Source organism: Neisseria mucosa (assembly GCA_003028315.1).
Taxonomy (GTDB): Bacteria; Pseudomonadota; Gammaproteobacteria; order Burkholderiales; family Neisseriaceae; genus Neisseria; species Neisseria mucosa.
The window spans coordinates 1,293,164-1,312,295 of the sequence record CP028150.1 but is presented as its reverse complement, the minus strand read 5'-3'; the positions used below and the strand labels follow the sequence as shown (position 1 = coordinate 1,312,295).

The window sequence follows — 19,132 nt, the reverse complement described above, 5'->3', positions numbered from 1 at the left end:
GTCAAATAATGCGTCACTTTGGCCGGATCTTGTTCTTTGTAAGTGGTGGTCTTTTTTTGCGCATCATCCCCATCTGTTTGAGTGCATAGCAAACGGCGGCTGGCGTACAATCAAAATGTTTGGCGATTTCATGCAGATAGGCATCCGGGTGTTGCCCAACATATTGAGCCAGTTTTTGCCTATCCAATTTGACGGCATTTAGACCAGTAACTTGATGTTTTAGGCTGCCCGTTTGTTTTTTAAGGCGAATCCACAGGTAAAGCGTGTTTCTTGACAAGTTAAACGTTACTGCGGTTTGGCTGATATTTTTGCATTGTTCGTAATAGTTTAAAGCTTTATTCCTTAAGTCCGCAGAGTATGCCATGGTCAAAACTTCAAAGTTGAGTATTGTACTATTTTATTTTTAATTGGCTATACAAAGGGGAGGAGCTATTCCTCTCGGTAAAATGTCAGGCTTATTTCCAGGTATTTGGATTTTGAAGGAGGACTATTATTCGCTGTTCCCAAGGGTGTTTCCCCATGTTTTTCGCTCCTGAAAACAACAGCAGTTTAAACCAAACGGAAACACGTTATAATGTAATCCTCTCCGTTCAGAATTTTAAGGTCGTCTGAAAGCCTTTATGAAACACGCAATCAAACAAAAAATCCTCGAACAGGCACGCCGTGACGGCGTACAGGTAACCGCTTTGCGCGAGCAGGTGCTCGATATCGTTTTGCAGCAAAGCGGCGTGATTAAAGCCTACAACGTCTTGTCGCAGATGCAGCAGCAAAGCGAGGGCGTGGTTGCGCCGCCGACGGCCTACCGCGCCCTTGATTTTTGGGCGGAGCAGGGCGTTTTACACAAAGTGGCGGCGGTCAACGGCTATATTTTGTGCAGCCACGCGCAGCACGAGTGCGACGACCATTGCCACGACCACGAAGAAGCCGAAGCACACCATAGCGCGTTTATTTTGGTCTGCACCGAATGCGGCACGGCGGACGAGCAAACCCTGAGCCACGAATGGGCGGCACTGCGCGCAGGCGTTGCCGAAAGCGGCTTTGCGCTGAAAGAAGAACACGTTGTTTTAACTGGAATCTGTAAAAAATGTCAGAAGTGAAAAAAACCAAAGTCCACCTGATTTCAGGTTTTCTGGGAACAGGCAAAACCACCGCGCTCAAAAGCCTGATGGAGCAGAAAGACCCGAACGAAAAATGGGTCATCATCGTCAATGAGTTCGGCGAAATCGGTATTGACGGCGCGGTATTGAGCGACAACGGCATCCCTGTGGCAGAAATCGCCGGCGGCTGTTTGTGTTGCACCGCCGGTCCGCAAATGGGCGTAACCGTGCAGAAAATGCTGCGCGACGCCAAGCCCGACCGCCTGATGATTGAAGCAAGCGGACTGGCGCATGCCGCCAGCGTCATCGACGAATTGAAAGCCAAACCGCTGGACAGCCTTTTGGAAATCGGCGCCGTTTTTACCGTCGTCGATCCGCGCCAGTTCATCAACCCCGATTACGCACAGCAGGCGTTGTATAAAGACCAAATCGGCATCTGCGACGTATTGGTCGCCAGCAAAACCGATTTATGCACCCCCGAACAGCTTGCCGAATTTCACGACAAAGCGGCAAAACTGTTCCCGCCCAAAGCCAAAGTGGTTGAAGTCCAAAACGCACAACTCGACATCCAATGGCTCGACATTCCCGTCATCGAAAAATCACGCTACCGCCTCAAAGCCCTGCCGGACAACACCATGGGCTTCCAGTCGCAAGGTTTCACTTTCCCCGCCGGACGCGATTTCGACGGCGAAAAGCTGACCAACTTCTTCAACGACCTGCCCAAATTCACAGACGGCCTCGTCCGCGCCAAAGGCGTGTTCCAAGTGCTCGGCACATGGGTGTGGCTCAACTGGGTGGACGGGCAATGGGGCGCCAACCAAGTCTCATGGCGCCGCGATTCGCGCTTCGAGCTGATTGCCAAGTCGTTTGACGCAGATTTGATTGAAAAGAAACTGCAAGAGGCTTTGGAAAAATAAGAGAGGTCGTCTGAAAGTTTGCCGCTTCAATTTTCAGACGACCTAAACGATAGTGAAGTCTATTGGTTCAATTGCCAGAAGAATATAAAGCAACCGTGTAGCGTGGGCTTTGCCCGCGAAAAAATCAAATAAACACTTCGGGTTGAACAAGAAACAATTTTCAGACGACCTTCAAACCCAAATAGAGGAATACCCAAGCATGTACCGTTACATCCTCCACCGCCTATTACTCTTAATCCCCACGCTGTTGGGGATTTTGGCGATTACTTTTGCCGTTATCCAATTCGTGCCGGGCGGGCCGGTGGAGCAGATGGTGCAGCAGTTGACGCATGGCGCGGTCAGCGGCGAGACGGCGAATGCGACGGCGGGCAATATCATGAAAAACGGCAACCGCATCAGCCCGGAAGATTTGGCGGCGTTGAATGCGCTGTACGGTTTCGACAAGCCGCCGCTGACGCGGTTTGCGGATATGGTGTGGCGGTTTGCCCGTTTTGATTTGGGCAAGAGTTTTTTCCATCATGAAACCGTGTTCGAGCTGGTCAAACAGAAAATGCCGGTATCGATGAGTTTGGGCTTGTGGACGTTTTTCCTGGCTTATCTGATTTGTATCCCGTTGGGCATTGCCAAGGCGGTGCGCGACGGCAGCCGTTTTGATGCGGTAACGGGGATGGTGGTGCTGGTCGGTTATACCATACCGCCGTTTGTGTTGGGTTTGGTGCTGCTGGTGTTGTTCGGCGGCGGCAGCTTTTTTGCGTGGTTCCCGCAGGGCGGTTTGGTCGGCGATGATTTCGACACGCTGTCGTGGGCAGGCAAAATCAAGGATTATCTGTGGCACATGGCGTTGCCGATTACGGCTTCGGTAGCGGGCAGTCTGGCGGTAACGACGGTGTTGACGAAAAACGTGTTTCTTGAAGAAATCCGCCGCCAATATGTTTATACCGCCCGCGCCAAGGGATTGCCGGAAAAGCAGATTTTGTGGAAACACGTTTTCCGCAACGCAATGATTCCGCTGATTACCGGCTTCCCCGCCGCCTTTATCGGCGCGTTTTTCACCGGCAGCTTGCTGATTGAAACCTTGTTCTCGCTCGACGGGCTGGGGCTGCTTTCCTACGAGGCGGTGATGAAGCGCGATTATCCGGTGGTGATGGGGACGCTGTATGTGTTCACGCTGATGGGTTTGCTGGCGAAATTGGTGTCGGATATTTCTTATTCGTGGGTCGATCCGCGCATTCATTTCGGCGGACAGAAATAGGTCGTCTGAAAACTTAAAGAATTATGGAGTTAAATATGATTAAACGTTTAAAAGATATTTCTGAAGAAAGCCGCGAACATAAAAACGATGGTGCAAAAGTAGTCCGTATGGAATTGCAGGATGATGAAGCAACCAAACGGTTGGTCATGCATAGCGCAAAGCGCGTAATTGCCGCGCATAAGTCAGAATTGGAAAAGTTGGCTTATAAGTAATCTCCATGGTTGAATATTCAAACGACCTTTGTGCAACCCAATTATGAAAACACACACCTCAAACCCCACTTGGCAGGCTTTCAAGCAACACAAACGCGGCTGGTTCGCGTTGCGGATTTTAGCCGTTTTGTTCGCCGTCGCGCTGCTTGCGCCTTTGTGGAGCAACGACAAACCCTTGTGGATACGTTATCAGGGCGAATATTATTTTCCGCTGGTAAACGAATACAACGAAACTGTGTTCGGTGGCGATTTCGACACGCCTGCCGATTATCTTGATCCGCTGATACGCGGCAACATCACGTCAAACGGCAATTACGCCGTTTATCTGCCCAATCCCTACGATGCCGATACGCTCAATGATTTCGACACGCAGCCCGACCCTGCAAGTCCGTCCGAAAGGCACTTGCTCGGCACGGACGACCGTGGTCGCGATGTCTTGGCGCGTTTGGTTTACGGATTCCGTGATTCCCTATTGTTCGCCCTTGCGCTGACTTTGGTAACGACCGTAATCGGCATGATCACCGGCGCGGTGCAGGGTTATTTCGGCGGCAAGACAGACCTCTTGATGCAGCGCTTTATCGAAATCTGGGGCGGGATGCCGGAGCTTTATCTCTTGATTATCCTGTCTTCGTTTTTCAATCCCAGTTTGTTGATTTTGCTGGTGTTGCTGTCGCTGTTCGGTTGGATGGGGCTGTCGGACTATGTCCGCGCCGAGTTTTTGAAAAACCGTCAGGCCGATTACGTTTTGGCGGCGCGTTCGATGGGCGTGGGCAACCGCGCGATTATGTGGCGGCACATCTTGCCCAACAGTCTGACGCCTGTATTGGCGTTTCTGCCTTTCCGCATCTCCGGCGCGGTGCTTGCGCTGACCAGCTTGGATTTTCTCGGTTTGGGCGTTCCCGCGTCGCAGGCGAGCTTGGGCGAACTCTTGGCGCAGGGAAAGGACAACTTGGACGCTTGGTGGATAGGCTTGTCCACCGTCGGTACGCTGACGGTTATGCTGCTTTTGCTGGTGATGATAGGCGAGGGCTTGCGTCAGGCGTTTGACGTGCGCGCTAGGGGATAGTATAAGCACGGAGTCTTTGCGGGTGTACATCAATGCGCGACCCGCGCCTTTAGAAGTTTCAGACGACCTCTATAATATTTTACTCACTTCATTTTTAAAGAATTTCAATGAATCAAACACACAACACAAATTTCTACGAAATGCTGGCCGCTGCCTGCCGTAAAAACGGCAAAGGGACTGCGGTGTTCAACGACAAAGAAAAAACCACCTACCACGCGCTCAAGCGGGAAGTCGATGCCGTAGCGGCGTATCTGCAAAATATGGGCGTCAAATTCGGCGACAAAGTGGCTCTGGCGGTATCCAATTCGCCCGAATTTATCAGCGCCTATTTTGCCGTCTCTGCCATCGGCGCGGTTGCCGTACCGATGAATACGTTTTTGAAAAACAACGAATACGCGTATATTTTGAACGATTGCAAAGCGCGGTTTATGTTTGCTTCGGCAGGTTTGCAGAAAGAATTGAAGGGGCTGAAAAAACAGACCCGCGTCGAGAAAATCATTTGGATAGGCGAGGCGAAAGCGGCGGACGAAGCCGATGCGCGTTTTGAAGAAGCGCGCCGTTTTTCGGGTACGCCCGATTTGAGCCGCCAACCGAAAATCGATGATTTGGCGCATATTATTTATACTTCCGGCACGACAGGCCATCCTAAAGGCGCATTGATCAGCTATGGCAACCTGTTTTCCAACCTTGAAGACATCGAGCGCATCTTTAAGATTACCAAACGCGACCGCTTCGTCGTGTTCCTGCCGATGTTCCACAGCTTTACGCTGACGGCCATGGTGTTGCTGCCGATTTATATGGCGTGTTCGATTATTTTGGTGAAATCCGTTTTCCCGTTCTCCAACGTTTTGAAACAGGTTTTATTCAAACGCGCGACCGTGTTTTTGGGCGTGCCCGCGATTTACACCGCCATGAGCAAAGCGAAAATCCCTTGGTATTTCAGATGGTTCAACCGCGTCCGTCTGTTTATCAGCGGCGGTGCGCCTTTGGCGGAACAAACCATCCTTGACTTTAAAGCGAAGTTCCCGCGTGCCAAGCTTTTGGAAGGCTACGGCTTGAGCGAATGCTCGCCTGTCGTTGCCGTCAACACGCCCGAAAGGCAAAAAGCCCGCAGCGTCGGCATCGCCTTGCCCGGATTGGAGGTCAAAGCCGTCAACGACGAATTGGTCGAAGTACCGACGGGCGAAGTGGGCGAACTCATCGTCAAAGGCGGTTCGGTCATGCAGGGATACCTGAATATGCGCGATGCCACGGACGAAGCCATCGTCAACGGCTGGCTGAAAACAGGCGATTTTGTCACGATAGACGAAGACGGTTTCATATTTATCGTCGACCGCAAAAAAGACCTGATTATTTCCAAAGGGCAAAACGTTTATCCGCGCGAAATCGAAGAGGCGATTTACAAACTCGACGCCGTCGAAGCCGCAGCCGTCATTGGCGTAAAAGACCAATATGCCGACGAAGAAATCATTGCCTTTATCCAACTCAAAGACGGCGAAACGCTGGACGAAGCCGACGTGCGCGCCCATTTGCGCGGACATTTGGCGAATTTCAAAATCCCCAAACAGATTTACTTTAAAGACGAACTGCCGAAAAACGCTACGGGCAAAGTGTTGAAACGGGTGTTGAAAGAGCAGTTTCAGAAATAATAAGCGTTCAGACGACCTCGGTTTGCGGGTTTGAATCAGAGGTCGTCTGAAAAGCAGAAAGCCGATGTTTACTGACTGTATGAAATGCTAATCATCCGATAGATTCTTGCCTGAGTGGCGCGAGTATTGCCGATTTGATTCCAACCGTTTTCCGTTTTCAGACGACCTCGATACCATGACAAAACCCATCCTTGAAATTGAAAACCTAAACGCCTTTTTCCCCGGCAAGCAAGTCCTGTACGATGTCAGCCTGACCGTACAGACCGGCAGGAAACTGGCATTGGTCGGTGAGAGCGGCAGCGGTAAAACCGTGTTGGCGCAGGGCATTATGCGGCTGAATCCGCTGGTGTCGTTTGAAGGTCGTCTGAAATTCGACGGCAACGATTTGCTGACACAATCCGAACGCGCCCTGCAAAAGCTGCGCGGACGGGAAATCGGCATGGTGTTTCAAGAACCGATGACCGCGCTCAACCCTGTGATGCGCGTCGGCGCGCAGATTGCCGAAGTGCTGACCCTGCATCTGGGTTTGGACAAAAAACAGGCATGGGCGAGGGCGGTCGAACTCTTGGCGGAAACCGGCATCCGTGAGCCGGAGCAGAAAGCCTTTGCCTATCCCTTCCAGCTTTCCGGCGGGCAGCGGCAGCGGGCGATGATTGCGATGGCGGTTGCCGCCGAACCCAAGCTCCTGATTGCTGACGAACCGACCACCGCCTTGGATGTCGCCGTACAGGCGCAGATTCTCGATTTGTTGGCGCGTTTGCAGCAGGCGCACAACATGACCATGCTCTACATCACCCACGACCTGAACCTTGTCCGCCGTTTTGCAGACGACGTTGCCGTGATGCGCGGCGGACGCATTGTCGAAACGGGCGCGGCGGCGGAAGTGTTCGCCCGTCCGCAACACGAATACACGCAAATGCTGTTGAACGCCGGCGCCGCGCGCAAGGTCGTACCTTTGGCGGACAAGCCCGCCACCGTCTTGCAGGCGGAGCAGCTTTCCGTTGCCGTCAAAGAAACGGCGGGCTGGTTCAAAAAACGCAGCAAAACCCTGCTGGAGCCGGTTTCCTTCGATTTGAAAGCGGGCGAAACACTGGGCATCATCGGCGAAAGCGGCTGCGGCAAAACCACGCTGGCAAAAGCCGTGATGCACCTTATCGACGCGGAAGGTCGTCTGAAAATCAACGGCGAAGCCTGGACGCGCGAATCGAGACGCGACATCCAAATGGTGTTCCAAGACCCGTTCGGCGCATTCAATCCGCGCATGAACGTCTTTAATATCGTTTCCGAAGCCCTGCGCGTCCACGAACCCGATTTGTCCCGCGCAGAAATGCGGCAGCGCGTGCAAGACGTATTGCGTCAGGTCGGACTGCCCGAAGACGCGCTCGAACGCTATCCGCACGCTTTTTCCGGCGGACAACGCCAGCGGCTCGCCATCGCCCGCGCCATCATCGTCCGCCCGAAAATCCTCGTTTTGGACGAACCGACCAGCGCGCTCGACGTACAATGGCAACAACAGATTCTGGAGCTGCTCGCCGATTTGCAGAAAAAACACGGTCTCAGCCTCATCATCATCAGCCACGACCTCGCCGTCATCCGCGCCCTGTCGCACCGCGTGATGGTCTTGAAAGACGGCAAAATCGTCGAAGAGGGCGGCTGCGAAACCGTATTTGCCAACCCTTCCAGCGATTACACGCGCCATCTGATGAGCTTTAGGGCAGGCTGAACTGTCGGATAGGTCGTCTGAAAAACATTAGCCAATCCCGATGGCAACCTTACAAAAAAGCTATTACACTTTGGCGACACTTGAAATTTTCAGCCCCAAGCCCTATCCTGCACAACATCTGATTCAATTTGACACAAAAAGGAAAAACTCATGAGCAGCGAACTGATTATCCACACCACCGATGCAAATTTCGAACAAGACGTTTTGAAATCCGACGTCCCCGTATTGCTCGACTTCTGGGCACCTTGGTGCGGCCCTTGCAAAATGATCGCTCCGATCTTGGACGACATCGCCGCCGAATTTGAAGGTCGTCTGAAAGTCGTCAAACTCAACATCGACGATAACGAAGCTACCCCAGCCAAATTCGGCGTGCGCGGTATCCCGACGCTGATGGTGTTTAAAAACGGCGAAAACGTTGCTACCAAAGTCGGCGCATTGGCAAAAGGTCAATTGACCGCATTTGTAAACGCTTCTTTGGCTTAAGTTTCAACAACGCAAAAGGTCGTCTGAAAATTTTCAGACGACCTTTTTGCTATAATTCTCCATTTCCCCGAACCAAAAACAGGCGGCAATATGGAAGTCATCCAATACCCAAACTCCCCCTTCAAACTCCACCAGCCCTTCCCACCCGCCGGCGACCAGCCCACCGCCATTGCCGGCCTGCTCGAAGGGCTTTCAGACGGCCTTGCCTACCAAACCCTGCTCGGCGTAACCGGTTCGGGCAAAACCTACACCATGGCGAACGTCATCGCCCAAAGCGGCCGCCCCGCCATCATCATGGCGCACAACAAAACCCTTGCCGCCCAGCTTTATGCCGAAATGCGCGAGTTTTTCCCCGAAAACGCGGTGGAATATTTTGTTTCCTACTACGACTATTACCAGCCCGAAGCCTATGTGCCCAGCCGCGACCTGTTCATCGAAAAAGACAGCGCGATCAACGAACACATCGAGCAAATGCGCCTTTCCGCCACCAAAAACCTGATGACGCGCGACGACGTGATTATCGTCGCCACCGTGTCCGCCATTTACGGTATCGGCGACCCGACCGAGTATCAACAAATGGTGTTGTCCGTCAAAGAAGGCGACACCATCGAGCAGCGCGACATCATCGCCACGCTCGTTTCCATGCAGTACGAACGCGGCGATTTGGACTTCAAACGCGGCAGCTTCCGTGTGCGCGGCGACGTGATTGATGTGTATCCTGCTGAAAGCTCCGAAAACGCCTTGCGTATCAGTCTGTTCGACGACGAAATCGACCGCCTCGATATGTTCGACCCGCTTTCAGGCAGCCTTATCCAGCGCATCGGCCGCTACACCGTCTTCCCTTCCAGCCACTACGTTACCCCGCGCGACACCGTATTGCGCGCCTGCGAGTCCATCAAAGAAGAATTGCGCGAACGCATTGAATTTTTCGCCCGCGAACAACGCCCTGTCGAACAACAACGCATCGAACAGCGCACCCGCTTCGACCTCGAAATGCTCTACGAAATGGGCTTCTGCAAAGGCATCGAAAACTACTCCCGCCACTTCTCCGGCAAAAAAGAAGGCGAACCGCCGCCCACACTGATGGACTACCTGCCAAGCAACGCCATCATGTTCATCGACGAAAGCCACGTTACCGTAACCCAAATCGGCGGCATGTACAAAGGCGACGCATCGCGCAAGCAAAACCTCGTGGACTACGGCTTCCGCCTGCCTTCCGCCCGCGACAACCGACCGCTCAAATTCCACGAATTTGAAAAAGTCATGCCACAAACCGTCTTCGTTTCCGCCACCCCCGCCAAATACGAAGAAGAACACGCCGGACAAGTGGTCGAACAAGTCGTCCGCCCCACAGGGCTGGTCGATCCCCAAATCATCATCCGCCCCGTTGCCACTCAAGTAGATGATTTAATGAGCGAAATCAACGACCGCATCCAAAAAGGCGAACGCGTACTCGTTACCACCCTCACCAAACGCATGGCGGAGCAACTCACCGACTATTACAGCGAACTCGGCATCAAAGTACGCTACCTGCACAGCGACATCGACACCGTCGAGCGCGTTGAAATCATTAGAGATTTGCGGCTCGGACTGTTTGACGTACTCGTCGGCATCAACCTCTTGCGCGAAGGCTTGGACATCCCCGAAGTCTCCCTCGTCGCCATCCTCGACGCCGACAAAGAAGGTTTCCTGCGCTCCCACCGCAGCCTGATTCAAACCATAGGCCGCGCCGCGCGCAACGTGAACGGCGTCGCCATCCTGTACGCCGACAAAATCACCGACTCCATGAAAGCCGCCATCGACGAAACCGAACGCCGCCGCGAAAAACAGATGAAATTCAACGAAGAACACAGTATCGTGCCGCAGCAGATTAAGAAACAGGTCAAAGACATCATCGACGGCGTGTACCACGAAGAAGACGGCGGCAAAGGTCGTCTGAAAGGCAAAAATAAAGTTAAAGTTGGAGAAATCCACAACGAAGAAGACGCAATTAAAGAAATCGCCAAACTGGAAAAAGCCATGCAGCAGGCGGCTAGGGATTTGCAGTTTGAAGAAGCGGCAGTGTTAAGGGATAGGATTCGGGGGATTAAGGAAGGGTTGTTGTTTGGTGCGGAGTGAGATTATTATACTAGTTACGCATATTTATAGTCAATTAAAATCAAAATAGGACATTAGCGCATCGTCAAATCGGGCGTAATCAGACAATACGGTTCGCAGATACCGCTTAATATTCGCCCACACCTTCTCAATCGGATTGAGCTCAGGTGAATAAGGAGCAAGAGGCAATACCTTATGTCCCCATTTTTCCGCCATTTCCCGTAAGACACCCATACGGTGAAATCGCGCATTATCTAAAATAATCACCGATTTTTGAGTCAATGCGGGCAGTAGGCATTGCTGAAACCACGCTTCAAAAAAGACCCCGGTCATCGTATTTTGATAAACCATCGGAGCAATCAGCCGGTTGCCGACTTGTGCGGACACCAGAGATAAGCGTCGGTATCTTTTTCCACTTATCTGCGCTTTCACTATTTGCCCTTTCGGGCTGCGGGCATAGGGACGGAACAGGTAGCGGTCAAATCCTGTTTCATCCAAATAAACACGTTGGTAGTCGGAAAATTCGGCCAGCTGTGTCAAATAATGCGTTACTTTGGCCGGGTCTTGTTCTTTGTAAGTGGTGGTCTTTTTTTGCGCGTCATTCCCATCTGTTTGAGTGCATAGCAAACGGCGGCTGGCGTACAATCAAAATGTTTGGCGATTTCATGTAGATAGGCATCCGGGTGTTGCTCAACATATTGAGCCAGTTTTTGCCTATCCAATTTGACGGCATTTAGACCGGTAACTTGATGTTTTAGGCTGCCTGTTTGTTTTTTAAGGCGAATCCACAGGTAAAGCGTGTTTCTTGACAAGTTAAACGTTGCTGCGGTTTGGCTGATATTTTTGCATTGTTCGTAATAGTTTAAAGCTTTGTTTCTCAAGTCCGCAGAGTATGCCATGGTTAAACCTTCAAAGTTGAGTATTGTACTATTTTATTTTTAATTGACTATAATAAATTTTAATGGGTTATTAAAATGAGTTCTAATGGAATTACATCACTAACAAAAGAGCAAGTGCAAAATATCCGCGAATTTTGGCAGGGCGATTCATCTTTTATTGGCTATCCTGATGCAGAGCGCGATACAACTCATAATAGTTGGTTTGACAATTTGTTAGTACAGCCAAAATGGTTTAAAAAAGCAATTTCCCCTAAAACAACAGTTACTGTTGCTAGAAAAGGGGCTGGTAAATCAGCTGCAAGGTTAACCAGCATGCAAAATCGTAAACAGGACTTTTCTACATTAATTGTTGAAGTGTCGGCCGATGAACTTGCCTCATTACATTCAGAACGTTTGAAAGAGGCATCAGGGCGAGGTTATGGTGCCGTTGCAGATTGGATACAGATATATGCGGATCTTATTTGTCGCAAACTTGCGCAAGGAATGAGTGGTCAGTTACTTGTTGGTGATGATGAGGCTATTTTACGTGCTTGGGCGAAAATTAAGGGGGTCACAGAAAGAGATTTTGGTGAACGTATTATAGACGTTTTGAAAACCATTATTCCATGGGTAAATAAAGTGTCTACTGAAAATTCAGAACAAGAAAAGTATAGCCCTGATAGATTTAATCGTATCATGCAAGCAACAAAATTCGTATTATATGTTGATGATTTCGATAATTTACAAGAAGAAGGTAACACTACTAGCATTCGATTAATTAGAGATGCAGTTGAAGCTGCTGATAGAATAACGCATGATAATAAAGATGCAGAAGTACATTTATTTATGAGACAAGATTTATGGCTAAGTCTAAATCCAGGTTGGCATTATGCTGATAAAATAAGTGGAGTAATGTCTCTGAATTGGGATTTTTCTGAGTTAAAAGAATGGTTTCGTCAAAGATTGAGGCTTGCAATTGGATTGGCATTAGAAATTAGTCCTGCATTAATTAAAGTACCATTTAATGATATGTGGCATGTCTTTTTTGAACCTGAAGTAACTCTAAAAAATAAAGAGACAAGTGATTCATTTAGTTACATTGTTCGAAGAACAATGTATACACCTCGTAGCCTTGGCAATCTGATTAAGCATGCCTTAGATGCGGCCGAAAAACTACCAGTTTCTAATACTGAAGTCTACGAAGCTGAGTGGAGTTATTCAATAGACCAACTTGAATTCTTAAAGACGGAATTTCGATCTTTGTGTAAAGGTTTAGATATTTGCCTTCAATCTTTTACAGGAAAACCTTTGGAGTGGAAGGCATCTGATTTATATCGGCACTTAAAAGGTTTAATTGGTAATGGGCAGGTAAAACTAAAGGATGGTGTTTTACATGATGCTAATGAAGCGGTTGCCCTTGCGCGTTTTCTTTTTAGAATTGGTTTTTTGGAAGTGCGTTACCCTGAAGAAGGTAGATTTGAAGTGCGTGATGTAATGAGGCATCCAGATCATTGGAAAAGTGTCCGAACTGATGATGCAGTACGATGGGCTGTCAGAAGTGCTTTTTTTAATGGTCTAAAATCTCATCGCGGATATTAAGCAAGCAAGCGTAGGTCGGATACTTGTATCCGACAAAACCTTTAACACTCCCGTCATTGCAATTCATTGCAGCAATGCCCAAAATGTCGGATTCGAGAATCCGACCTTGTATATCGAAACACCCGTATCATAGCAACCAACCGCCCACCGCCACCCGCATCCGACCAAGGCAAACAACCGTTGCGTAGCTCAGGGAGCGGTCGGGCAACCCATCGACACAACCGGACAGTTGCCAGACAACACAACCGAATGCAAGGCAGGTTTATGATGAGTACCCAACACAATTACGCAGGCATCGACATCGCCAAACGAAACTTCGTCATCGCCGTTTCGTTTTTGTCTAAAACCAAAACCGAAACCAACAACCCGAAAGGTATCGCCCATACTATCGAATACCTTAAAAAGCACAACGTCGCCCTCGTTGTGATGGAAAGCACCGGCGGTCTCGAAATACCCGCCGCCAAAGCCATCCACCGCGCAGGTATGGCCGTGATCATTGCCAACCCGCGTCAGACGCATCAGTTTGCCCAATCGCAGTCGCTGACCAAAACCGATGCCAAAGATGCCCAAATGCTTGCCTTCTTCGCACAGATGATGATGCAGAAAGAAGATTGGCAAACCATGCTCTACCAACCGCCCACCGAAGCGGAAGAAGTGTTGGAAGCATTGATCAACCGCCGCAACCAGCTGGTGGATATGCGGACTGCCGAGAAAAACCGACTGCATCAGGTTCACGAAACGCAAGTCGAAAGCGTCAAACAACTGATTGCTCATTTTGACCGTCTGATTGACGAATTGGACAAACAAATCGACGACCACACCCACACGCATTTTGACGGCAAAGCCAAAGTGGCGGAACAAATCAAAGGCATCGGTTCGACAACGACGGCTACGCTGATGGCGATGCTGCCCGAATTGGGACGGCTGTCGCACAAACGGATAGCGAGTTTGGTCGGTATTGCCCCGCACCCGAGGGAGAGCGGGGAAACCAAATTCAAAAGCCGCTGCTTTGGCGGAAGGTCTGCGGTGCGTAAGGCACTGTATATGGCTACCGTGGTAGCGACACGTTTTGAACCGCTTATTCGGGATTTCTACCAACGCCTGCTGTCCAAGGGTAAGCCATATAAGGTTGCCGTTACGGCATGTATGCGTAAACTGCTGACGATATTGAATGCCCGGATGCGTGATTATTTTGCCGAAAACGTTATCACCGAAAACAGCATCCGAACGGCTTGATTTGAGTTTTGGTATTTTTGCCCGACGGGGTGAAAAATACAGTTGCTACGCCTGAGGTCGTTGCAATAATAAGTTGAGACCTTTTTGCATTTTCAGCGCAGGAGTTTTGGAGACGGGGTTGCGTTGAAACAACCGTAGCGTGGGCTCTGCCCACGGGTTGTTTTTGTAAAGCTAAGGTCGTCTGAAAGCCTGTGTACAGGTTTCAGACGACTTTTCATATTTTCGCGGGCATAGCCCACGCTACAAATTGAAAATTGCTAGGAATATCGTTCTTTTCGATTGTGTTTCCATTGATGTAGCGCAGCAAGCCATAGCCTGCATCTCCAAAATCGTGTACGTGGCTAAGCCACAAGCTACCTGCGGGCGGCGCAAACTTTAAAACAGATGGGTATTGTGTGTGCGGTATACATGCACGTGGCCATCTAAATTGGTGGTTTGCTGTTTGGAATTTTCGGGCGACCTTTGAGGTCGTCTGAAAGCAAATTGCAGATTGGAAGGCATAAATAAAAACGGATTCTGAGTAGTCGGAATCCGTTTTCGCTATTAAGATGTCTCGTATTATTTAGCTTCTTCTTTAGCTGCCTCAGCCTCATCTTTGGCTTCTTCCGCAGTGTCTTTCGCTTCTTCAGCAGCTTCTTTTGCTTCTTCGGCTTTATCTTCAGGAGAAGCGGCAGGGGCATCGCCTTTCAATCCATCCAAAGCTGCTTTACAGGTAGCGTCTCTTTGGTCGGCAGGCATATCTTTTAAGGCTGCTTTAGTTTGCTCAAATGATTTTTGCATCAGGTCTTTTGTGCCTGCATCAACACCTTTAGTAATGTCGGCAAAGGCTTTTTCGTATTCGTCGCAAACAGCAGAAGAAGAGCTGCCTCCACATGCGGACAAGGACAGTGCGGTTAGCAGAGTTACCAATAAAACTGATGTTTTCATGAGTCTCTCTTTTGAATTTTGGTTAAAAGAAACGATATATTAAATTATTTGAGTAGTGTGTCAAGTATAGTTATTCTTTTTTTTAAAAAAATCATGTAATTAAATATATTTGTGGCATATAAAAAAGGGATTTTATTTAATAAATACCGTTATTAAATAGTGTTTCTTAATTGAATTTATACGAAAAAATCTAAAATTATTTAAATAGCAACTTTGTTTTATTTGGTGTTTTAATGGTTACATTATTTTTCTTGTTCAATAATGAAAGAAAAGGTCGTCTGAAAACCTGAACTGGCCCCCAAATCTTGGACACTCATAAAAGCCTATTCAGGCGCTCTGTGCAAGCTGGGTTCTGTATGCGACAGGACTCAGCTTTTTCAATTTCAAACTGCAACGCTCCCGGTTGTAGTAATCCATATAGTCATCTATCTGTTTCATCAATTCATCCACCGTCAATTCTCCTGCGTTATAGAAACACTCCGTCTTCAACACCGCAAAGAAGCTTTCCATCGGCGCATTGTCCCAGCAGTTCGCCTTACGCGACATGCTTTGAACCATGGAATGTTTTGCAATCAATTTCCTATATTCCGCCGTACGGTACAGCACACCTTGGTCGGAATGCAGCATTGTTCCCTTATCAGTCAGACGGGGTGCGGCTTTTTCGAGCATTTCCTTCACCATTTCGCTGTCGGCTCTGCGGCTCATGGCGTAGGCGACGATCTCGCGGTTGAACAAGTCCAAGATTGGCGAGAGGTACAATTTGCCGTCTTTTCCTTTGAGTTCGGTAACGTCGGTCAGCCATTTTTCGTTGGGCTTTCGGGCTTTGAACCGGCGTTTGAGGAGGTGTTCCGATATCTCGCCCATGGCGGGATGGCGGTAGGCTTTTTTCGCCCGTATGAGGGCTTTCAGTTCCAACTGCTTCATCAACCGCGCCACTTTTTTGCGGTTCCAATCTAATGCGGCGGCAATGCGCCTTTGTCCGTAGCGTCCTTTATGCCGCCGGTAGGTTTCGACAAGGAGGGCTTTGTCGGCTGCGTCGGGGTCGGGTCGGTCTTGGTGATGGTAGTAAAAGCTGCTTTTGGGCAGGTTTGCGATGTGCAGCAGGTATTTGAGCGGGTGTTGCGCCCTCAGTGTTTGGACGGTTTGGCTTTGTCCTTTGCGGTCCGCTTTTGGCTGAGGGCTTTTAACTCCTTTAGGTAGGCGACCTCTGCGCGCATATAGCACAACTCTTCGATAAGCTCTGCCTGTGTTTTTTCTTGGTCGGGTTTATCTGCGATGAAGGGGTTTTTGCGGTGTTGGGGCATGGTTTTGGATTGGGGATGTTCGAGTGCGCCGATACCGCCTTCTTGATAGGCGCGTATCCATCGTCTCAGGTGGGTTCGGGAAATGCCGTAGTGGTCTGCGGTACGCTGTTGGCTGCGTATATGCAGGTAGTGGAGTACGGCTTGGTATTTGAAGTGTAATGTATATTTGCTCATAAAAAAACTGCACCTTGTGAGTTGGAGGGGATGTGTCCAACTTTTGGGGTGCAGTTCAAACCTGAACCTTGGTTTTCAGACGACCTTTGTCTTGTAATCCGTTTTATCCGTCCGTTTTCAGCATCCGCAAGAAGCCTCGTCCGATGCCTGAAGGCTCAAGGCTTTGCGTTTTTTGGCTTTTTCATAGCGGCAGCGTTGGCGCTCGGTGGTGATTTCCAACGGCGGGACGGGAACAGGTTTGCCGTCTTCAACCGCGACCATGGTGAAGTAGCAGCTGTTGGTATGGCGCACTTCGCCGGTGCGGATGTTTTGCGCTTCAACACGGATGCCGATTTCCATGGAGGTTCTGCCCGTGTAGTTGACGCTGGCGTAGAAGGTTACCAAGTCGCCGACGTGTATCGGCTCTTTAAACAAGACTTTATCGACAGACAGGGTAACGCAATAATTACCGCTGTAACGGCTGGCGCAGGAATAAGCGACTTGATCGAGCAGGCGCAAAAGTTCGCCGCCGTGGACGTTGCCGCTGAAATTGGCGGTGTCCGGCATCATCAGTTCGGACATGATGAGTTCGTGTGCAGGGAGTTGGCGGGTTTGGTCCATGGTGTTCCTCTTTTAAAAATGAATGTTTGTGTTAAACAGGCGGCCGTTCAGTGGTTGGGATGGTTTTCAGACGACCTTACTGATTGTATTTAATATATGAATATACGGAAATTGGATTTTTTTATGGGTTTATAACCATTTTCTGCGCGAGAAGAAAATCAGCAACCCGACGATGATGCACAGCATCAAACCTAAAACGATAAAATAGCCGTAATGCCAATGCAGCTCGGGCATGTTGTCGAAGTTCATGCCGTAGATGCCGGTGATGACGGTCAGCGGCATGAAGATGATGGTGATGACGGTCAGGACGCGCATTTGCTGATTCATGCGGTTGGATTGGAAGGAAAGGTAGATATCCATCATGCTCAACACCATGTCGCGCGATGCGTCGAGCGATTCGAGAAGCTGCATGTTGTGGTCGTAAACGTCGCGCAGATAGACGGTGGACTCGCCTTTGAAAATGGTGAAATCGACGCGCACGGCAAGTTGATAGAACACGTCGCGTAAAGGCAAGAGCGTGCGGCGCAGGCGGACGGCATCGCGTTTGAGTCGGTGGATTTTGCCGAGAATGTCGCTGTTTTCATCTTTAAACAGGGATTTGTCTATGGCTTCGACGCGGTTGTTGTACTCTTCCAAAACGATGAAATAGTCGTCCACGATGCGGTCGAGCAGGCAATAGGCGAGAAAGGCGGTATTCTTGCCGAGGATGCCGCGCGGGTTTTCGCTCATTTGGCGGCGCAACTGGCTGAACAGCCCCAGCGGTTTTTGCTGGAACGACAACACAAAATCCTTGCCGATAATCAGATACACTTGGTCGGAATTCAGTTTGCCGGCGGCGGTGTAGTGGTAAACCTGAGCGGCGATAAACAGATAATTGTCGTAGTCTTCGATTTTGGGGCGTTGTTTGCGGCTGAGGATGTCTTCGATGACCAGCTCGTGGATGCCGTAAGGCTCCAGCGTGTGTTTGAGCAGCGCGGCGTCGTTGATGCCGACGAAATGCAGCCAGTTGGTCTGCCCCGCTTGCGGACGGACGATGTGGGGCAGTTTTTTACCCGCGAGATAATCGTGTTGGGCAAACGTATCGGCGGAATAAAGCGTCTGGTGGATGGCGGAACGCGGCGCGTTGTCGGTATTGCTGCGCGGGACGGTTTGGTCTTGCGGGATTTCGGCGGGTATTGTCTCGGGAGCGGGTGGTGTGTTCATCATGATTGAAAAGGTATGTCTGAAGGTCGTCTGAAAACGGAATGTTTTTTCAGACGACCTTGGTTTTAAATTATTAGCATTGTAACAGAGTAGGGCAGACACCGAGGTCGCCTGAAAAGTGAAAGGCGGCGCATATTCAAAATATGTTGTTTCGGGTATAGTGTCGTCTGTTGGTACACGGTTGTTTCCTTTGCGGGAAAAATTTTTGGAGCTGTAAGAATGTTTAAACGTCCTGAAGAAATCATTGTTTTGGTGCTGGCTGTTTTATGGGTGGTCTTGACGTATTTTTTGGCCGCATATTGCGGGGCGGATGCTTATACGGTGATATTGATCACGGGGCTGACTTTGGTTTGGGCGGCGGTATGTTTCCGCTTTTGGCAGAAAGGCTGGGAACGCAATATTTGGCCTGTTTTTTTGGGATGCCTTGTCGTTTGCTGGTGGCCGATGTTGGATTGGCTCGCCGTCAAAGATATTGTTGTGCCGAATTCTGAGACGGGTGCGATTGTAGTTGCGAAACCTTGGTACGCAGGCTGGATTTTCAAGTCTTTTCTGGCTTTGCTGCCTGTCGTTGCCGGATATGCATTTAAATGGAAAAAATCGCGTAATGTCCAATAATTCGGTTGGTCAAGCATCAAATCAATCTGTCAAAACGCCGTTTGCCGAAACGGCGTTTTTTATTTCCGTCGGGCTTGATTTTAGAGCGATTGCCCTTAAC

The 19,132-nt window shown here is 49.7% G+C and carries 18 protein-coding genes; 11 read left to right on the top strand and 7 right to left on the bottom strand.

Annotated elements, in window-relative coordinates:
* Nucleotides 1–13: 13 nt before the first annotated feature.
* On the bottom strand, nt 14–364 hold the full coding sequence (locus NM96_06465; protein AVR79028.1) for a hypothetical protein: 351 nt from the start codon (nt 362–364) through the stop codon (nt 14–16).
* A 256-nt stretch (nt 365–620) separates the two neighbouring features.
* Between NM96_06465 and NM96_06460 the strand changes: the two genes are divergently transcribed.
* The 8 genes from NM96_06460 (at nt 621) to NM96_06425 (ending at nt 10,517) form a co-directional block, all read left to right on the top strand.
* A complete protein-coding gene (locus NM96_06460; GenBank protein AVR79027.1) occupies nt 621–1,097 on the top strand; it encodes a transcriptional repressor in 477 nt (158 codons plus the stop codon).
* Nucleotides 1,085–2,014: a GTP-binding protein gene (locus tag NM96_06455; GenBank protein ID AVR79026.1), complete on the top strand. Its 930-nt coding sequence runs from the start codon at nt 1,085–1,087 to the stop codon at nt 2,012–2,014. The genes NM96_06460 and NM96_06455 overlap by 13 nt, the downstream gene beginning before the upstream one ends.
* A 199-nt stretch (nt 2,015–2,213) precedes the next feature.
* Complete coding sequence (locus NM96_06450) at nt 2,214–3,266, top strand: microcin ABC transporter permease (GenBank protein AVR79025.1); 1,053 nt, start codon at nt 2,214–2,216, stop codon at nt 3,264–3,266.
* Between the two features lie 255 nt (nt 3,267–3,521).
* On the top strand, nt 3,522–4,544 hold the full coding sequence (locus NM96_06445; GenBank protein ID AVR79024.1) for a peptide ABC transporter permease: 1,023 nt from the start codon (nt 3,522–3,524) through the stop codon (nt 4,542–4,544).
* 107 nt (nt 4,545–4,651) lie between these two features.
* Nucleotides 4,652–6,193: a long-chain fatty acid--CoA ligase gene (locus tag NM96_06440; GenBank protein ID AVR79023.1), complete on the top strand. Its 1,542-nt coding sequence runs from the start codon at nt 4,652–4,654 to the stop codon at nt 6,191–6,193.
* 175 nt (nt 6,194–6,368) lie between these two features.
* The gene (locus tag NM96_06435; GenBank protein ID AVR79022.1) at nt 6,369–7,916 is read left to right on the top strand and encodes a microcin ABC transporter ATP-binding protein; all 1,548 of its coding nucleotides are present in this window, start codon (nt 6,369–6,371) and stop codon (nt 7,914–7,916) included.
* Nucleotides 7,917–8,066: 150 nt separating this feature from the next.
* A complete protein-coding gene (locus tag NM96_06430; protein ID AVR79021.1) occupies nt 8,067–8,399 on the top strand; it encodes a thioredoxin TrxA in 333 nt (110 codons plus the stop codon).
* Between the two features lie 90 nt (nt 8,400–8,489).
* A complete protein-coding gene (locus tag NM96_06425) occupies nt 8,490–10,517 on the top strand; it encodes an excinuclease ABC subunit B (GenBank protein AVR79020.1) in 2,028 nt (675 codons plus the stop codon).
* Nucleotides 10,518–10,547: 30 nt separating this feature from the next.
* Here the strand turns inward: NM96_06425 and NM96_06420 are convergent.
* Nucleotides 10,548–11,395 (bottom strand): IS630 family transposase gene (locus NM96_06420; GenBank protein ID AVR79019.1). Its coding sequence is split into 2 segments (ribosomal slippage): nt 10,548–11,080 and nt 11,080–11,395, totalling 849 coding nucleotides; the frame shifts between segments, so codons are not numbered across the junction.
* 312 nt (nt 11,396–11,707) lie between these two features.
* Here NM96_06420 and NM96_06415 point away from each other — a divergent pair.
* Both NM96_06415 and NM96_06410 read left to right on the top strand, forming a co-directional pair.
* Nucleotides 11,708–12,973, top strand: coding sequence for a hypothetical protein (locus NM96_06415; protein ID AVR79018.1), 1,266 nt, complete (start codon nt 11,708–11,710; stop codon nt 12,971–12,973).
* 267 nt (nt 12,974–13,240) lie between these two features.
* Nucleotides 13,241–14,209, top strand: a complete 969-nt coding sequence (locus NM96_06410; GenBank protein ID AVR80289.1) for an IS110 family transposase — start codon at nt 13,241–13,243, stop codon at nt 14,207–14,209.
* Nucleotides 14,210–14,767: 558 nt separating this feature from the next.
* On the opposite strand, the gene NM96_06405 is transcribed toward NM96_06410, so the two are convergent.
* From NM96_06405 to corA, 5 genes are all read right to left on the bottom strand, one after another.
* Complete coding sequence (locus NM96_06405; GenBank protein ID AVR79017.1) at nt 14,768–15,136, bottom strand: hypothetical protein; 369 nt, start codon at nt 15,134–15,136, stop codon at nt 14,768–14,770.
* Nucleotides 15,137–15,463: 327 nt separating this feature from the next.
* Nucleotides 15,464–16,360, bottom strand: a complete 897-nt coding sequence (locus NM96_06400) for a hypothetical protein (protein AVR79016.1) — start codon at nt 16,358–16,360, stop codon at nt 15,464–15,466.
* Nucleotides 16,264–16,668, bottom strand: a complete 405-nt coding sequence (locus NM96_06395; protein AVR79015.1) for a transposase — start codon at nt 16,666–16,668, stop codon at nt 16,264–16,266. Before NM96_06395 ends, NM96_06400 begins: the two co-directional genes overlap by 97 nt.
* 63 nt (nt 16,669–16,731) lie before the next feature.
* Nucleotides 16,732–17,214 carry an acyl-CoA thioesterase gene (locus NM96_06390; GenBank protein ID AVR79014.1) on the bottom strand — a complete coding sequence of 161 codons (483 nt, stop codon included), beginning with the start codon at nt 17,212–17,214 and terminating at the stop codon, nt 16,732–16,734.
* Nucleotides 17,215–17,343: 129 nt separating this feature from the next.
* Nucleotides 17,344–18,417, bottom strand: a complete 1,074-nt coding sequence (gene corA, locus NM96_06385) for a magnesium and cobalt transport protein CorA (protein ID AVR80288.1) — start codon at nt 18,415–18,417, stop codon at nt 17,344–17,346.
* Between the two features lie 219 nt (nt 18,418–18,636).
* Here corA and NM96_06380 point away from each other — a divergent pair, with 219 nt between their 5' ends.
* Nucleotides 18,637–19,032, top strand: coding sequence for a hypothetical protein (locus tag NM96_06380; GenBank protein AVR79013.1), 396 nt, complete (start codon nt 18,637–18,639; stop codon nt 19,030–19,032).
* Nucleotides 19,033–19,132: the final 100 nt, after the last annotated feature.

Excerpts from the sequence above, each read along its gene's own strand:
- NM96_06465 (AVR79028.1), bottom strand. The coding sequence starts at position 364 with ATGGCATACTCTGCGGACTTAAGGAATAAAGCTTTAAACTATTACGAA.
- NM96_06460 (AVR79027.1), top strand. The coding sequence starts at position 621 with ATGAAACACGCAATCAAACAAAAAATCCTCGAACAGGCACGCCGTGAC.
- NM96_06455 (AVR79026.1), top strand. The coding sequence starts at position 1,085 with ATGTCAGAAGTGAAAAAAACCAAAGTCCACCTGATTTCAGGTTTTCTG.
- NM96_06450 (AVR79025.1), top strand. The coding sequence starts at position 2,214 with ATGTACCGTTACATCCTCCACCGCCTATTACTCTTAATCCCCACGCTG.
- NM96_06445 (AVR79024.1), top strand. The coding sequence starts at position 3,522 with ATGAAAACACACACCTCAAACCCCACTTGGCAGGCTTTCAAGCAACAC.
- NM96_06440 (AVR79023.1), top strand. The coding sequence starts at position 4,652 with ATGAATCAAACACACAACACAAATTTCTACGAAATGCTGGCCGCTGCC.
- NM96_06435 (AVR79022.1), top strand. The coding sequence starts at position 6,369 with ATGACAAAACCCATCCTTGAAATTGAAAACCTAAACGCCTTTTTCCCC.
- NM96_06430 (AVR79021.1), top strand. The coding sequence starts at position 8,067 with ATGAGCAGCGAACTGATTATCCACACCACCGATGCAAATTTCGAACAA.
- NM96_06425 (AVR79020.1), top strand. The coding sequence starts at position 8,490 with ATGGAAGTCATCCAATACCCAAACTCCCCCTTCAAACTCCACCAGCCC.
- NM96_06415 (AVR79018.1), top strand. The coding sequence starts at position 11,708 with ATGCAAAATCGTAAACAGGACTTTTCTACATTAATTGTTGAAGTGTCG.
- NM96_06410 (AVR80289.1), top strand. The coding sequence starts at position 13,241 with ATGAGTACCCAACACAATTACGCAGGCATCGACATCGCCAAACGAAAC.
- NM96_06405 (AVR79017.1), bottom strand. The coding sequence starts at position 15,136 with ATGAAAACATCAGTTTTATTGGTAACTCTGCTAACCGCACTGTCCTTG.
- NM96_06390 (AVR79014.1), bottom strand. The coding sequence starts at position 17,214 with ATGGACCAAACCCGCCAACTCCCTGCACACGAACTCATCATGTCCGAA.
- corA (AVR80288.1), bottom strand. The coding sequence starts at position 18,417 with ATGAACACACCACCCGCTCCCGAGACAATACCCGCCGAAATCCCGCAA.
- NM96_06380 (AVR79013.1), top strand. The coding sequence starts at position 18,637 with ATGTTTAAACGTCCTGAAGAAATCATTGTTTTGGTGCTGGCTGTTTTA.